Consider the following 273-nt stretch of genomic DNA (forward strand, 5'->3'; position numbering starts at 1 on the left):
TGCCTTGGGTGAATACGGGTGTCCACCCGTGGGGCGTGAGGATGCTGTCCCACGTGGTGGTGTTCTCGTAGTGGTCGCCTGGCCTGTCGCCCTCACGGTCAGTTGTGGTGGCGGGTGGTGTGGTGTGTTCGGCGGGGTGGTATTCGTTGAGGGTGGCGGTGATGATCGCGTAGAGGTCTTCGACCTGCTCGCTGGTGAGTGTGGGGATCGTGGCGGGTCCGCCTGTGATGCGTTTCCATGGGATGCCGGTGTGGTGGTATTGGCCGGGTGTGG

The 273-nt window shown here is 63.7% G+C and carries 1 protein-coding gene; it reads right to left on the reverse strand.

Annotated features, from left to right (window positions below; all coding sequences use genetic code 11):
* On the reverse strand, window positions 1-273 hold a 273-nt coding region (locus HMPREF2975_RS12610; RefSeq protein WP_227469344.1), incomplete at both ends, for a hypothetical protein.

The organism is Actinomyces sp. HMSC065F12 (assembly GCF_001814535.1).
GTDB classification, from domain to species: Bacteria; Actinomycetota; Actinomycetes; order Actinomycetales; family Actinomycetaceae; genus Pauljensenia; species Pauljensenia radingae_A.